This is a genomic window from Sphingobium sp. WCS2017Hpa-17 (assembly GCF_031843765.1).
Lineage (GTDB): Bacteria > Pseudomonadota > Alphaproteobacteria > Sphingomonadales > Sphingomonadaceae > Sphingobium.
Map to the genome: position 1 here is coordinate 38,778 of NZ_JAVTIV010000010.1, position 13,249 is coordinate 52,026.

The window sequence follows — 13,249 nt, forward strand, 5'->3', positions numbered from 1 at the left end:
GTCCCCCCTAGATGGATCAGGCAGCCTGCATCTGCGCGAAACGCGGATGAACGACGACGCCGCCCCGCGTCAGAGTCACAGCTTCGACCAGCTGATCGTCGGCCGGCATGGACAGGACCTTCTCCTTCTTGTCCCAATAGGCCTCGATAAAATTATAGCAGTTGCGCGCGAACAGGTTCGACGCATCGACCGCCAGGCGCGACGCCCCATCGGTGAGGCCTATCAGCAGCACGCCGTGCCGCTCCACCATGTCGCCGGCGACGACACCCTCGACATTGCCGCCATTTTCCGCCGCCAGATCGACGATCACGCTGCCCGGCTTCATCGACGCGATCTGCGCGTCAGAAATCAGGCGCGGCGCGGGACGGCCAGGGATCAGCGCCGTGGTGACGACAATATCCTGGTTGGCGATATGGCCCGACACCAGCGCTGCCTGGCGCTGGCGATAGCTCTCGCTCATCTCGCCGGCATAGCCGCCGGCCGCCTTGGTGATCTCGTCGCCCTCGCGCACTTCCTCGAACACCGGCTTGGCGCCGAGCGACTGGATCTGTTCGCGCACCTCGGGCCGCACGTCCGTGGCGGAAACCACTGCGCCCAGCCGCCGCGCGGTCGCGATCGCTTGCAAACCGGCGACGCCTACGCCCATGATGAAGGCCCTGGCTGCCGGGATCGATCCCGCCGCCGTCGTCATCATCGGCAGACAACGGTTGAGCGCTGTGGCCGCCCGCGCCACTGCATGGTAGCCGGCCAGATTGGCCTGGCTCGACAGGATGTCCATCGCCTGCGCACGCGTCGTGCGCGGCAGCAATTCCAGCGCCATCGCTTCGATGCCGAGACCGGCATAACCCTTGAGCCGCCCGGGATCGGTATAAGGCGCGAGGCCACCGATCAGCTTGGTGCCAGGTCGCAGACCTGCGACACTTTCGATCTGGGGCGGACGTATTGCAAGCAGGATATCAGCTTTGGCGAGGACCTCTTCTCGCGATGAAATCTCAGCGCCTTGCTGCGCATAGTCAACATCGGCAAACCCGCCGCGTGCTCCTGCCCCACCCTCTATGACGGACCGTAAGCCAAGCTTGGCGAAACGCGCCACCGCAGAAGGCGTCAACGCGACACGATGCTCATTGTCGGCACGCTCTGCGACCGCCGCGATAACTAACATTTGTATACTCTCCGCTTTCCTTCACAATTTGGACTGCGAGGCTCTTTGACCATCAATCGGATGGTGCCCGTGAAAAGGCATGTCGGCGCTCCTGGCGCGACACATGGCATCTAGCCTGAAACGGCTTCGTAGGATCGTATGCCCGGACGCCCTTCAAGCGCGCTCATCAAGCGCCCCATCAGCTCCTTGGGTATCGACATACCTGCCGCCAATCGCGCCGCGTCATCGGCCCAGAATTCGAGAAAGCCAACGTCGCGTTCGTCATCCCTGCTCTGGAGAATCAGAGCATCCCGGCATCCTTCAGATGCCTTCAGCAGGGCCGCGAGCTCGGACAAGACGGCAAGGCAATCTGCCTTCGTATCGGCAGCCGTCCGCAGGGCGTAGGATTGGATTATCATGAACCGTCTCCTTCGTCTTGAACGACGTCAGCAGATGCCGGCAATCCCAGGACGGTCGGATCGCCATGATTGAAGCCGACATCCATGCGCCATACGCAGGCCCGCCATCCCTGCTGGTCCGCTATCCAGCGGCCGGAATATCGCGCAACGCTCTCGAAAACCCGATTATCGTCGCGCGCCCTATGGATGGCCCGCACGGCGGCATGGCTGACGAGGCAATCTCCGTCCGCGTCAACGACGATATTACTGATCATGTGCTGGCTTGGACCGCAATTGTCGAGATAGCGCCGAATAGCAGAAACGATCGCTTCCCGGCCCTGCAGGTGAGCATCCGCCCCGTATCGCGCGTCGCAGTCTTGTGTAAAAACACGGTCAAGCGCTGGCCAGTCGCGCATATCAAGCGCGCGTGCATATTCGTAATAGGCGCGCTGGATATGATGTTCGGCCTCAAGCCTCGTCAAAGCTTTGTCACCCATGCGCTCACCCCTGAGCCCTGTCTGATCCTGCTGGACCGGCCTTGCTCAAAAGGCCGGTCCAGCAGACCCTGATCCGATCAGAAGGAGATCGTTGCGTCCGCCCCGAACGTGCGCGGGGGATTGAAATAGCCGACGGTCAGGTTGCCGAACGCCTGTCCGAAGTCGAACCCGCCAACGCGATACTTCTCGTTGGTGATATTCTTCATCCATGCCGACAACGCCACTTTCGTGCCATTGAGTGCCACGTCCGAAAGCCTCAGCCGAGCATCGACGACATCATATCCATCGAGCGGCGCCGCGCGCGCGGTTGCCGGGTCATAGGCTCCCTGGAAAGAGCGCGCCGAGTGGCTGTAATCGACGATCAGATGCAGCTCAGCATCGCCGAAAGTCGCCAAGCGTACATCGGGAGAAAGGCTCCAGGTCCAGCGCGGAACGACAGGAAATTCCCGATCATCAGCGACGTTGATTGGCGGCCCCGAAGGATCAGCCGGGTTAGCCTCCAGCAAAGTCTTGAACTTGCCGTCGAGATAGCCAAGTGAGGCCTGCAGCGTGAACCAGTCGACCGGACGGGCCAGCATTTCCGCCTCAAAGCCCCTTACCCGCGCCGCGCCGGCATTGCGGATCGAGGTCTGCGCCAATCCGCCCACGAAGCCCGTGAACACAGAAAGCTGCATGTCCTTGCGCTCGTTCCAGAAGGCCGCAAGGTTGAGACGCAAGCGACGATCGAACAGCTCCGACTTCAGGCCAACTTCGAAGGTATCGACGGTTTCGGGCTGGAAGGGCCGCACCGCTTCCTCGATCGTAGCGGCTTCGCCACCAAAGCCGCCACTTTTGAAGCCCTTGGCATATTTGGCGTAGACGTTCACATCCCGGTTGATCTTGTAACTAAGGATCGCGGTCGGCGTGAACGAATTGAACCGCTTTGCAGCCGTCGTCCCGGGCGGAATGATGTAGCTGATAGGCGCGATGTCGTTCGCGGCGAAGACGCGATCCGTGTCTTTGCGCTCCGTGCTGTAGCGCCCGCCGAGCGTGACAGTCAGGCCCTCGAGAGCCGCAGGGCTCCAGTCCGCCTGCCCGTAAACAGCGAATGCCGAAGTACCAAAGCCATATCGGGAAATGGAAGGTGCTCCGCCAAAAGCCTGAAACGGGTTGTCGGTAACCGCACCATCATCCCAGAAATAATAGACGCCACCGGTGTAATTGATCGTATCGCCGATCTTCCCGGTCAGCTGCAGTTCCTGCGAGAAGGACTTGTAGCGCGAGTCCAATGCGGCGCTGGCCAGCGGATAGGGCGTTCCGTCAAGATCGAGTGCATTCGAGTAGCGCTGATGACGATAGGCGCTGATCGACTTCACCGAAGCGCCGCCCAGATCCCAATCGATCGTCAGTGCGTGCCCATAGGTGTTCACATCGTCATGCAGTTCCTGGTTGTTCACCGAGCCATTATAATAGCCGGTCTTCACCCGATCAGGACGAACATAGAGATAGATGGGGACGCCCACATAGGAGGCGGAAGCGGGATCGAATATCCCACCCTCGCCAATGCGGGTGAGCTGCGCCATGCCCGGGCGATTGCGGACGCGGCTATAGTCGAAGCTGTAGTTCGCCGTCAGATTGTCGGCCAGGTCCAGCTTGGCGGCGACGCGGAAGGATGCACTCTTGGCCGCATTGAAATCATCCGTGGTTGCCGGTTGCAACGGCAGAATGCTCGATGCACTGCCATAGGGCGTCGAGCGGTTCTTGAAATAACCATCGCGCGCTGTGATGAGACCGGAAACATTGACGCTGAGCGGGCCGACGCGCGGCAGGTCGACGCTTGCGCGCACTCGATGCAGACCAAAGCTCCCGACGCCGGCCTCAAACGTGCCCTGCAGGTTTCCGCTGGGCTTGCGGGTCGTGATATTGACTGCGCCGGCCAGCGTGTTGCGGCCGAACAAGGTCCCCTGCGGACCGCGAAGAATCTCGATCGAGGCGATATCGGCGATATCGAAGATCGAGCCCTGCGCCTTTCCGATGAAGACGCCGTCGATGTAGACGCCGGTCGGCTGGTCATAGAAGGGTGCGGTGTTAAGCTCATAGGCACCGCGGATCGCCACGGCGGAGTAGCTCTGATAGCCCGCAGCGCTGGTGAACTTCACATTGGGCGCCAGGCCTTCGACGCCCGAAAGGCTGGTGATGTTGCGCGCCGCCAGCGCCTCGCTGTTGAACGCGCTGACCGCGACCGGGACATCCTGAAGCCGCTGCTCGCGGCGCTGCGCGGTAACGACGATGTCACCCAGCCCGCCCGTATCGGCGGAACCGCCTGACTGACCATCAGCCTGTGCCTGAACTGGTGCAGCGTCCTGTGCATAAGCGATCAGCGGGCAGCAGGCCGCGCCAGTCAGCAGAAGTGTGCGAAGCATCTCAGTTCCTCCCCAAAAATGGAAGCGACGCTGCTTGGTCGCTTCGCCCTTATTGATAGAGAAGCCGTTATGGCATTTGAAAACGCATATCAACGCCAATATGCCTATTTATGCCTTCAATGCGTATTGTGTGGGAATTTTGCTACGCTTCCACCGAATTGAGAAGACCTCCCTTCGCCCGCCCCTACGCTGGGCATTCCATACCGCCAGACAGGCGTCCACGCGCAGGAGATTACGCCTCAATACTCAGCTTAACTCAGACGCCAGTCTATCGCTGCGAGCAGATATTGCCGCCATCGACCACCAGTTCGGCGCCTGTCACGTAGCTTGCCTCCTCGGACAACAGGAAGCGGATGGTCCGCGCAACCTCGTCAGCCTGCCCCAGTCGTCCAAGAAGGATCCGCTTGCCGAATCTCTCGGCCATGGCGTCGCGATCCGAGGCCAGCATGGGCGTGTCGATCATTCCTGGACTGACACTGTTCACTCGGATGCCATCTGCAGCGAGTTCATCGGCCAGCGCACGTACCAGCGAGAGGATTGCCCCTTTTGCCGCCGTATAAATCGGGATCAGTCCATTGCCGAGATGCGCGTTGATGGAAGCAACGGCAACGATCGCGCTCCCCCCCGCCATGCGCATTTCGCTTCTCAGCGCCTTCGCGGTGAAAGCCAGCGCACGCACATGGAGGTCAATCCCTCTTGTCCAGGCTGCCTCGGTGAGACCATCCAGCCCCGTTGGTTGCGCGGTTCCTGCCGAATGCACCAGTCCGCCGATCGGCCCGAGAGTTGCGCGCGTGGTATCAGCGGCGGGACCGATGCTCATGAGATCCAGCAGGTCGATTTCCTGCGCGAGAGCGGGCACCCCCCAGGTTTCGCGAATATGCGCAGCCGCTGTGATCCCGCCTTCCTTGTCGACATCCCAGATGGCGACGCGCCGACCGACTGCCGCCAACGCATGGGCCGTCGCCAGGCCAATGCCCGATGCGCCGCCAGTGACGATGACAGCCGTCGCCGGCAGGCCTAAACGAGGGGCAAGCATCACGCCCCGCGCGCCTCATCCTCCACGATCTGGAGGAAGAGTGGTCGCTCTCCGCCACCATGGACATCAAGGCGCGCACCGCTCACATAGCGCGCGGCCGGCGATCCCAGAAAGAGGACGGCCTCGGCAATATCCTCACCGCGCCCCAGCCGCTTCAACGGCACGGATGCAGCGATGCGGGCCTGCGCCGCTTCGCTGCCATAGGTCGCCGCCGTATTCTCCGTCTCGATGAGGCCCACGATGATGGCATTGACCCGAACCTGCGGCCCCCACTCCTGCGCCAGGGAGGTCGTCAGGCTGAGCAGACCGGCCTTGGCAGCACCATAGGCTGCCGTTCCTGGCGAGGGTCGTACCGCGCTCACGCTGCAGATGTTGACGATCGATCCGTTCGTAACGCTCAGATGCGTAAAAGCGGCGGTCGCTATGTGCAGAGGCGCCAGGAGGTTGAGCTGGATGATGCGCTCCGAAAAGCGCGGACTGGCAGAAGCTGCATGAGCGTGCGGCGAACCACCCGCGTTATTTACGACCAGGTCAAGGCGCCCATACCTGCCAACGATCGCTTCAATAAGCGCCGTGGCCTCTTCGGCATTGCGAATATCGGCGGCATGAAATTCTGCCTCGCGGCCACCGCCCGTGACGGGTGATTCGGGAGGGTTGCGACCGCAGATAGCGACCAGATAGCCCTCTTCCAGAAGGCGCCGCGTGATCGCCGCGCCGATACCGCGCGTCCCCCCCGTTACAAGGGCGACCTTGCCATCGGATTTTTCCACATTCCTCTCCCGCACCTATCCGGTGCGAGAGATATGGGCTCGCACCAATCAGGAGAGAAATGAACGCAAATCGGCAAAATCGTCAAGAAATATTATAATTTTGCGGAGCCATTAGACATTGAAATCCGCATTTCGAGGCGCAACCTCGAGCCTCAGCTTTCCGGCCGCGGCGTGATCTTCGCAATCCCGGCCTCATATTTCATATTATAGACCGAGATGGATGGGTGCACCTTGCGCACGCCTGGCAAGGTACGAACGCGATCATTCACTACCTCGTTAAGCTGCTCGATGCTGGTAAAAAGCCCCATCGCAAGAAGGCTGTAACGCCCGAGCATGACGATCACGCAATTGATCTCTTCGATCTCGGAAAGCGCTGTCGCAAGCGCCTTCACCTGCGCAGGATCGGCATCGATACCCATCATGCACAGATTGGGTGAACCTGCCATTCGGAAGTCGGTGACGACCGTGAACTGGATCAACCCTTCCTTTTGCAGGCGCTTGATCCGCGTACGGATCGTACCTTCCGTCACGCCGAGTTCTCCGGCAATCGCGCGGTTGGAAATCCGCGCGTCGCGCGCGAGACGTTCGACAATGCCCCGATCGAGCTTATCGAGATGCATATGCTCGGGTCGGTTCGCGATCATAGGGGCGCCACATTGAATTCGAATTTCACGATATCGACCGCGATACCCGGGTCAATTTCCAGAACACCTTCGATCGACGCGATATGCTCGTAAAGGAGGCTCTGCACTTCGGCGATATCATGAAGCGCCACGAGCAGTTCCATATCATATTCGCCGCTCATGATATTGACGCTGAGCACCTGATCGAGGGCCGCAAGCTCGCTGGCCACCTCAGTGACCTCACGACCCAGTACCCGGACGCCAAGAGCGATGATAAGATCGTAATTATAAGCGGAAAAGTCGGTGACGGCGACGACGCGCATCACGCGCGCCTCCTCCATCTTCTGCAGACGGGAAGAGACGGTTGCGGCCGTTACTGAAAGCTTCTCGGCAATTTCCTGATTGGTCGCGCGCCCGTTCAGGCGCAGGATGTCGACAATATTCGTGTCCAGGGCATCAAGCGCTGCTGGCACGCTGGTCCCGCCACTTCTGATCTGCATCCCGTCTCAGCTCCCTGCGGACAATACATCAACTCAAGATCTGCCCGCGAGGAATGATCCGGTTATATGCAAGCTCCGCATCAGCGCCCCGCCACTCGGCAACGCTGGCCGTAGCGATAACCGCGCCGGGCGCGCAGTCAAGCATAACCATCATCGCCCGAGGCGGTGACCTTGCCGATTTGCGCGGTGACAGCCCAGAAACGCTACGAAGATTGCGCTTTTCCAGGAACCAGGGGGAGTTGCAACTTTTCGCCTCTCCCCCTGATTTTCCTCAGTTCGCGAGAGCCTTGGCCTTCACCATATCGAGTGCGACGTCTACGATCATATCCTCCTGGCCGCCGACCATCTTGCGCCGGCCCAGCTCGAGCAGGATAGCGCGCGTATCGATGCCATAGGTTTCGGCCGCCTTCTCCGCATGCCGCAGAAAGGACGAGTAGACGCCCGCATAGCCAAGAGCGAGCGTCTCGCGATCGACGCGTACCGGCCGGTCCTGGAGCGGGCGCACCAGATCCTCGGCTGCATCCATCAGCAGGTTGACGTCACAGCCATGGTTCCAGCCCTTACGCTGCGCAGCAGCGATGAAGACCTCGAGCGGCGCGTTGCCAGCGCCCGCGCCCATCCCCGTGAGACTCGCGTCGATACGAACGGCACCGGCCTGGGCCGCGACGATCGAGTTGGCGACGCCCAGAGACAGATTATGGTGGGCATGAATGCCGCGCTGGGTCTCAGGCTTTAGAACCCTGTCATAAGCCTGAAGCCTCGCCGTAACACCGTCCATGTCGAGTGCGCCGCCACTGTCCGTCACATAGACACATTGCACGCCATAGCTTTCCATGAGCAGCGCCTGTTGGGCCAGATGCTCAGGTTCGATCATATGGCTCATCATCAGGAAGCCCGACACGTCCATGCCAAGGTCCCGGGCGATGCCGATATGCTGCTTCGACACGTCCGCCTCGGTGCAGTGCGTGGCAACGCGCACGGATCGCACGCCGATATCATAGGCCCGGCGCAGTTCATCGACCGTGCCTACGCCCGGGAGGATGAGCGTGGTCAGGACAGACTTCGTCAGCACCGATGCGACGGCCTCGAGCCATTCCCAGTCCGTATGGGCGCCAAAGCCATAATTGAAGCTGGCACCATTGAGACCATCGCCATGCGCCACCTCGATCGCGTCCACGCCGGCATCATCGAGCGCCTTGGCGATCGCCTTGACATGGTCGATGCCGTACATGTGCCGGATCGCGTGCATGCCGTCGCGCAGCGTGACATCCTGAATGTAAAGCTTGTCGCCCGCTTCCACGTTGAACTTGCTGCTCATGCCGCCACCTTCTTTCCTTCTGCAATGCGCTGCGCCAGCAGCTCTCCGGTCGCCTTGGCGGCGGCGGTCATGATGTCGAGATTGCCCGAGTAGCTGGGCAGATAGTCGCCCGCGCCTTCCACCTCGAGCAGGATCATGGTCTTGATCCCGGTAAACTCTCCACGGCCGGGGATCTTGAGCTTGTTGTTGTCGCCGAACCGCTCGAACTGCACCTCCTGCTTGAGACGATAGCCCGGCACATAGGCCTGAACCTTCTTCACCATCGCCTCGACCGACGCACGGATCGTGGCCTCGTCCGCGCCTTCCGAGAGCGTGAATACGGTGTCGCGCATGATCATGGGCGGCTCGGCTGGATTAAGGATGATGATCGCCTTGCCTTGCGCGGCGCCACCGACCTTCTCGATCGCTCCGGCCGTGGTGCGCGTGAACTCGTCGATATTCGCACGCGTCCCCGGCCCCGCAGAGCGCGACGAAACCGACGCCACGATTTCGGCATAATGCACCGTCGCCACCTGGCTGACGGCCGCGACCATCGGGATGGTTGCCTGCCCGCCACATGTCACCATGTTGACGTTGCCCGCTTCCAGATTGGCTTCGCCATTGACGGTCGGGATCGTGTAGGGTCCGATCGCGGCCGGCGTCAAATCCACCACCTGCTTGCCGTCCGCGCGCAGCGCCGCATCATGGACCTTGTGCGCATAGGCGGAGGTTGCGTCGAACACGATGCCGATATCGGGATAGACATCCATCCTCTGAAGACCTTCCAGCCCTTCATGGGTTGTCGCCACGCCGCGCTCGCGCGCCATCGCGAGCCCCTCGGAGGCCTCGTCGATGCCAACAACCGCCACCAGTTCCATATTCTGCGGATATTTGACCATCTTGATCATGAGATCGGTGCCGATATTGCCCGACCCGATGATCGCAGCCTTGACCTTGTTCGTCATATTCAGATCTCCTTAAACGAAGCGCGCCGTGCAGGCGCCGACGCCATGCAGCTGCATTTCAAAAACGTCGCCGGCCACAGCGGGCTCGAGCGGAACGAGGCTGCCCGAGAGGATCACGTCGCCCGCTTCCAGCGTGACGCCATAGGCACCCAGCGTATTGGCGAGCCAAGCGACCGCCTCTGCCGGCGACCCCTGAACCGCATGGCCATAGCCTTCCGAAAGCGGCGCGCCGTTCTTGGTCACCGTCACATGCAGGGTCGGCAAATCATGCGCCTCGGGGTCGACGCGCGCATCGCCAAGCACGAATACGCCGCAGGACGCATTGTCCGCCACCGTATCGACGATCCCGATCTTCCAGTTCTCGATCCGGCTGTCGACGATCTCGAAGCACGGCATGATCGCCTCGGTCGCCGCGATCACCTGCTCTGCCGTGACGCCCGGCCCCTTGAGACTGTCCTTGAGCAGAAAACCGATTTCGGCTTCCGCCCGTGGCTGGATGAGCCCCGCCTTCTCGATATCGATGTCGCCCTCGATCCACATGCGATCGGTCAGAAAACCAAAATCGGGCTGATGTACGCCCAGCATGTCCTGGACGGCCTTGGAGGTCACGCCGATCTTCTTGCCGACCACCCTTTCGCCATCGGCAACGCGCTGTTCAAGAGCGGCGAGCGAGATGGCATAGGCGTCATCGATGGTAAGGCCAGGATGGCGTGCGGCAAGCGGTGGCACCGTACGGCGCTCACGCAGGCATGCATACAGCTCCGCGGCCAGCGTCGCATTCAGATCATTCTCGATGATGGCGCTCACAGATAGGCTCCGTCCTGATAGATGAGAGGGTCGACCAAATCGCTCAGCCTGACCGCCTCGACCCGCGCGATCACGATGCTGTGGGTGCCGTAGGGCGTGATACTATCGATCGTGCATGTGAGATTTGCCTGCGCATCATCCAGGATCGGCAGGCCATGTCCGTCATGCGACCAGCTTCCGACACCGAACCGGGCCTCTCGCGCCACCGCACCGCCAAAGGCGGCCGAGACGTCCCGCTGATCGCGCGCGAGCAGGCTGATCCCGATCGGGCAGCCTGGCGAGAGGCATGCATGCAGGCTTGCGCTCTGGTTGACGCATATGAGGACTGCCGGCGGGTCGAATGTGAGCGAGGTGATCGATGTCGCGGCCATCCCGACAGGCCCTTCCGGACCCGTCGCAGTCACGATAGCCACACCCGAGGCAAGCCTGCGCATCGCGCCGCGCAAGCCCTGCGCAACCTCCACATCGACCTCGCGCGCCTGCGCCTGCGCCTCAGCCACGCAGAAACGCAATCGATTGACGGTTGAACTCCTCGGCGCGCTCGACCTGCACCCAATGCCCGACCTTGTTGAAGATCGTGCAGCGCACGTCCGGGCAGGATTCCATGAAATAGTCGATGCCACTCAAGGGCATGAACCGCTCATTGAAGCCCCAGAAGAGCTGGATCGGCGCCGTAAGCTCACCCAGCCGCGGACGCAGATTGGGCGTCTTCATGCGGGTCAGGACATCCTTGGGCTGCGTTTTCGCAACCGCGAAGCGCTCAGCCACCAGCGCATCGGTAATATGCACCGGGTCGAACACAAGGCTCTCACCCAGTCGCCGCTGGTCGGCCTCGGAGAATTCGGGACTTCCGAAAGACGAGCGCATCGTAGCGATCCCGGGCATCGCAAAGTAGATCGGGAGTTCCTCAATGCAGCCCGGAGCCATCAGCACGAGCTTATCGACAAAGGCAGGATCATCGAGCGCCATCTGGATCGCGACGCCGCCGCCCAGGGAATTACCCACGAGGAACGCCCTGGAGACGCCGTGCTGGACCAGCGCCTCCTTGAGCGTGTCAGTGAAGAGCGCGAGCGTGTAGTCGATATCCTGGGGCTTTGACGATGCCCCGTAGCCGATCATATCGGGCAGGATGACCCGGAAGCCGGCCTCCGCGAATATTTCGGCATTCTGCCGGAAATTGGACGCACCCGAGGCGCCCGGTCCGCTCCCATGAATGAAGACAACTGCCGGCCCCTGCCCGATCTCGGCAAGCGATATCTCATAGCCGCCCGAAACCACATATGTGCTGCGCACGAGGTTCATGCTGGACATGCCGTCCCTCCTTACAGGAAATTGAAGGCGGGCGCGTCGCCCTGCATCGTGGCGATCACGTCGGTCGCCCGGTTGCCCGGGTCGTTGGCGACATGCGCGCGCGCGGCATGCAGGTCGAGCCAGGGCTGAATGATCGGGCTCGACATGTAGATGGCGCGACCACCGAGCAATTTGACGATCTCGTCGACCAGATCGGCCATTCGGCGCACCACGCTCGACGACTGATAGGCAAAGAGCGCGCGCTTCTCCATGGGGACGGGCTCCTTGCGCTCGGCATAGCTCCAGAGGTCATCGAAAGTCGTGCGATGGGTAAGTTCCATCTCGTTGACCTCCGCATGCGCCCTTGCGAGTGCGGCGTGCAGGATGGGATCCCCCTTCGACGCCTTGCCTGTATTCGTCGACACGCGACTGTTCATAATCTCGATCCCAGCCTTGATGGCAGCGCGCGCGCCGCCAAAGGCCGCCGTCGAGACCGAACGAACGAACACCTGCGCCCAGGGCGTGCGGTAGAGCGGCCCTTCGTTGACCTCCTGACCCGGATTGGTGCAGGCAAAGCCATCGGCCGCGCGATGCGTGCGATGCTCGGGAACAAAGACGCGATCGACCACGATATCGAAACTACCGGTACCCTGGAGACCGAACGTATCCCAGGTTCCCTCGATCACCTGATAATCGGACCTGGGCAGGAGGAAAGTGCGCATATCCGGCGGCCCCGCCTCGGGGAAGTAGATGGCGCCCAGCAGCACCCATCCGCAATGCGTGGATCCTGACGAGAAGCCCCAGCGACCAGAAAGATAAAAACCGCCGTCGGCCTTCTCGACCTTGCCCACGGGCTGATAGGTCGAGGAAACAAGCATGTCGGGGTTCTCACCCCAGACTTCCTGCTGCGCCTCGTCGTGGAACAGGGCGAGCTCATAGGGATGGCAGCCCAGCACGCCATAGATCCAGCCGGTCGACATGCATCCTTCCGCCAGCGCCTTCTGTACCTCGAAGAAGACGTTGGGGTGCATTTCATACCCCCCCATGCGGCGCGGCTGCAGGATCCGGAAGAAGCCCGCCGCCTTCATTTCCGCGACCGTCTCGGCTGGAACATTGTGTGCGAGGGTACAGGCCCGGGACCGCTCGCGCAGCGTGGGGATCATGGCCCGCGCGGCAGCGATCAGTTCGTCCGGCGTCGGGGTCGACGCATGCTGCTCAATCGATTGGGTCGCGGAAGCGCCGCTCATCATCCTTCTCCGTCGAATCACACCGCCGATGCGGCAGTTGCGTAGCTGTCATAATTCTTTATTACGCAAATCGTCAAGACAAAGGGGCTTGCACATTGCGAATGATGGATATAGGCCCAAACCATCGACGGGCCAGCGGATGGATGCAGAATCATCCGCAAACCAGCGTTCAAGCATCTGTTCAGCCGAACAATGCGGAGCGTTTTAGCCGATAAACACAGGCAAATCCGGGTCAACGCGGATTTCACATGGGCGAGGTTGCTGAGCGATGGTGCC

General features: G+C 61.3%; 14 protein-coding genes. All 14 read right to left on the reverse strand.

From position 1 onward, the window contains the following. Window positions 1–16 precede the first annotated feature (16 nt). Window positions 17–1,162 (reverse strand): NAD(P) transhydrogenase subunit alpha, encoded by a 1,146-nt coding sequence (locus RQH62_RS14820; protein WP_311269508.1) that lies wholly within the window; start codon window positions 1,160–1,162, stop codon window positions 17–19. Between the two features lie 110 nt (window positions 1,163–1,272). After that, window positions 1,273–1,560 (reverse strand): antibiotic biosynthesis monooxygenase, encoded by a 288-nt coding sequence (locus tag RQH62_RS14825; protein ID WP_311269509.1) that lies wholly within the window; start codon window positions 1,558–1,560, stop codon window positions 1,273–1,275. After that, on the reverse strand, window positions 1,557–2,036 hold the full coding sequence (locus RQH62_RS14830) for a nuclear transport factor 2 family protein (RefSeq protein ID WP_311269510.1): 480 nt from the start codon (window positions 2,034–2,036) through the stop codon (window positions 1,557–1,559). Before RQH62_RS14830 ends, RQH62_RS14825 begins: the two co-directional genes overlap by 4 nt. A 77-nt stretch (window positions 2,037–2,113) precedes the next feature. Continuing rightward, on the reverse strand, window positions 2,114–4,438 hold the full coding sequence (locus RQH62_RS14835) for a TonB-dependent receptor domain-containing protein (protein WP_311269511.1): 2,325 nt from the start codon (window positions 4,436–4,438) through the stop codon (window positions 2,114–2,116). A 268-nt stretch (window positions 4,439–4,706) separates the two neighbouring features. Continuing rightward, window positions 4,707–5,474: an SDR family oxidoreductase gene (locus RQH62_RS14840; protein ID WP_311269601.1), complete on the reverse strand. Its 768-nt coding sequence runs from the start codon at window positions 5,472–5,474 to the stop codon at window positions 4,707–4,709. After that, a complete protein-coding gene (locus tag RQH62_RS14845) occupies window positions 5,474–6,244 on the reverse strand; it encodes an SDR family oxidoreductase (RefSeq protein WP_311269512.1) in 771 nt (256 codons plus the stop codon). Before RQH62_RS14845 ends, RQH62_RS14840 begins: the two co-directional genes overlap by 1 nt. 152 nt (window positions 6,245–6,396) lie before the next feature. Further along, window positions 6,397–6,888 (reverse strand): Lrp/AsnC family transcriptional regulator, encoded by a 492-nt coding sequence (locus RQH62_RS14850; RefSeq protein WP_311269513.1) that lies wholly within the window; start codon window positions 6,886–6,888, stop codon window positions 6,397–6,399. Next, a complete protein-coding gene (locus tag RQH62_RS14855) occupies window positions 6,885–7,367 on the reverse strand; it encodes an Lrp/AsnC family transcriptional regulator (protein WP_311269514.1) in 483 nt (160 codons plus the stop codon). Before RQH62_RS14855 ends, RQH62_RS14850 begins: the two co-directional genes overlap by 4 nt. A 271-nt stretch (window positions 7,368–7,638) precedes the next feature. Then, window positions 7,639–8,685, reverse strand: a complete 1,047-nt coding sequence (dmpG, locus tag RQH62_RS14860; protein WP_311269515.1) for a 4-hydroxy-2-oxovalerate aldolase — start codon at window positions 8,683–8,685, stop codon at window positions 7,639–7,641. Further along, window positions 8,682–9,629 (reverse strand): acetaldehyde dehydrogenase (acetylating), encoded by a 948-nt coding sequence (locus RQH62_RS14865; protein ID WP_311269516.1) that lies wholly within the window; start codon window positions 9,627–9,629, stop codon window positions 8,682–8,684. Before RQH62_RS14865 ends, dmpG begins: the two co-directional genes overlap by 4 nt. A gap of 12 nt (window positions 9,630–9,641) precedes the next feature. Further along, complete coding sequence (locus RQH62_RS14870; protein ID WP_311269517.1) at window positions 9,642–10,436, reverse strand: fumarylacetoacetate hydrolase family protein; 795 nt, start codon at window positions 10,434–10,436, stop codon at window positions 9,642–9,644. Next, window positions 10,433–10,936 carry a flavin reductase family protein gene (locus RQH62_RS14875; protein WP_311269518.1) on the reverse strand — a complete coding sequence of 168 codons (504 nt, stop codon included), beginning with the start codon at window positions 10,934–10,936 and terminating at the stop codon, window positions 10,433–10,435. Before RQH62_RS14875 ends, RQH62_RS14870 begins: the two co-directional genes overlap by 4 nt. Continuing rightward, window positions 10,929–11,747, reverse strand: coding sequence for an alpha/beta hydrolase (locus tag RQH62_RS14880; RefSeq protein ID WP_311269519.1), 819 nt, complete (start codon window positions 11,745–11,747; stop codon window positions 10,929–10,931). The genes RQH62_RS14875 and RQH62_RS14880 overlap by 8 nt, the downstream gene beginning before the upstream one ends. 11 nt (window positions 11,748–11,758) lie before the next feature. After that, entirely contained in the window at window positions 11,759–12,973 is a 1,215-nt protein-coding gene (locus RQH62_RS14885) for an acyl-CoA dehydrogenase family protein (RefSeq protein WP_311269520.1), read from the reverse strand. Window positions 12,974–13,249: the final 276 nt, after the last annotated feature.

Excerpts from the sequence above, each read along its gene's own strand:
- RQH62_RS14820 (WP_311269508.1), bottom strand. The coding sequence starts at position 1,162 with ATGTTAGTTATCGCGGCGGTCGCAGAGCGTGCCGACAATGAGCATCGT.
- RQH62_RS14825 (WP_311269509.1), bottom strand. The coding sequence starts at position 1,560 with ATGATAATCCAATCCTACGCCCTGCGGACGGCTGCCGATACGAAGGCA.
- RQH62_RS14830 (WP_311269510.1), bottom strand. The coding sequence starts at position 2,036 with ATGGGTGACAAAGCTTTGACGAGGCTTGAGGCCGAACATCATATCCAG.
- RQH62_RS14835 (WP_311269511.1), bottom strand. The coding sequence starts at position 4,438 with ATGCTTCGCACACTTCTGCTGACTGGCGCGGCCTGCTGCCCGCTGATC.
- RQH62_RS14840 (WP_311269601.1), bottom strand. The coding sequence starts at position 5,474 with ATGCTTGCCCCTCGTTTAGGCCTGCCGGCGACGGCTGTCATCGTCACT.
- RQH62_RS14850 (WP_311269513.1), bottom strand. The coding sequence starts at position 6,888 with ATGATCGCGAACCGACCCGAGCATATGCATCTCGATAAGCTCGATCGG.
- RQH62_RS14855 (WP_311269514.1), bottom strand. The coding sequence starts at position 7,367 with ATGCAGATCAGAAGTGGCGGGACCAGCGTGCCAGCAGCGCTTGATGCC.
- dmpG (WP_311269515.1), bottom strand. The coding sequence starts at position 8,685 with ATGAGCAGCAAGTTCAACGTGGAAGCGGGCGACAAGCTTTACATTCAG.
- RQH62_RS14865 (WP_311269516.1), bottom strand. The coding sequence starts at position 9,629 with ATGACGAACAAGGTCAAGGCTGCGATCATCGGGTCGGGCAATATCGGC.
- RQH62_RS14880 (WP_311269519.1), bottom strand. The coding sequence starts at position 11,747 with ATGTCCAGCATGAACCTCGTGCGCAGCACATATGTGGTTTCGGGCGGC.
- RQH62_RS14885 (WP_311269520.1), bottom strand. The coding sequence starts at position 12,973 with ATGAGCGGCGCTTCCGCGACCCAATCGATTGAGCAGCATGCGTCGACC.